At 44.9% G+C, this 276-nt stretch carries 1 rRNA gene; it reads right to left on the reverse strand.

What is annotated here, in order from left to right:
- Positions 1–264: ribosomal RNA gene (locus QYG89_RS17355) — 23S ribosomal RNA — on the reverse strand; the annotation flags it as partial.
- Positions 265–276: the final 12 nt, after the last annotated feature.

The following is a 276-nucleotide window of genomic DNA, read 5'->3' on the forward strand; positions in this document are numbered from 1 at the left end:
TCTTCGGCTCCTAGTGCCAAGGCATCCACCGTGCGCCCTTTCTAACTTAACCTAAAATGGCGATCACTCGGTTTTATTGCTTGGTTACTTTTATACGATATTATCCAGTTTTCAAAGAACAATAGATATTACTTATATATTCCCCATTCGGAAATCTCCGGATCAATGCTTACTTACAGCTCCCCGGAGCATATCGGAGTTAGTCCCGTCCTTCTTCGGCTCCTAGTGCCAAGGCATCCACCGTGCGCCCTTTCTAACTTAACCTAAAATGGCGAT

The sequence above is a fragment of the Bacillus lumedeiriae genome (genome assembly GCF_044891285.1).
Taxonomy (GTDB): Bacteria; Bacillota; Bacilli; order Bacillales; family Domibacillaceae; genus Pseudobacillus; species Pseudobacillus lumedeiriae.